The organism is Herbaspirillum sp. VT-16-41 (assembly GCF_001994935.1).
Lineage (GTDB): Bacteria > Pseudomonadota > Gammaproteobacteria > Burkholderiales > Burkholderiaceae_D > Herbaspirillum > Herbaspirillum frisingense.
Genome location: NZ_MUXB01000040.1, coordinates 1 through 458, shown reverse-complemented (window position 1 = coordinate 458; position 458 = coordinate 1). Strand labels below are relative to the sequence as shown.

At 48.3% G+C, this 458-nt stretch carries 1 protein-coding gene and 1 pseudogene; both read left to right on the top strand.

Features of this window, described 5'->3' with window-relative positions:
* On the top strand, positions 1 to 282 hold a 282-nt coding region (locus tag BTM36_RS03935), incomplete at its 5' end, for a hypothetical protein (protein WP_368730699.1).
* Positions 283 to 296: 14 nt separating this feature from the next.
* Positions 297 to 458: pseudogene (locus BTM36_RS29575) on the top strand (S-adenosylmethionine decarboxylase); the annotation flags it as partial.

Sequence of the window (458 nt, the reverse complement as noted above, 5' to 3'; positions counted from 1 at the left end):
TTCCTGCAACAGGATGAAGCGCTGGACAGCCACCGTAAGCTCGGTCATTACTTTGCCGATGTCGGTTTTTACCAGGCTGCCATTCCCACCTATTACGGTGGCATTATGACTTTTGCCTGGGCGACGGATAATGAAGCGCTACGTCACCTTTCCAGCGAAATTATTCAGGCGCGTTTCCACAATGCAGACCTGACGTGCCGTTATTACAATCCGGCCATTCATACGGCGGCATTTGCTCTGCCACAATATCTGCAAGACGCACTCTCTTCACAGTCGTCCTAAGGAGCGATACGAAATTGAAAAAACTCAAACTGCATGGCTTTAACAACCTGACCAAGAGCCTGAGTTTTTGTATTTACGATATCTGCTATGCCAAGACGGAAGCAGAGCGTGACGGGTATATCGCTTATATCGATGAACTTTATAACGCCAATCGTCTGACCGAAATCCTGACGGAC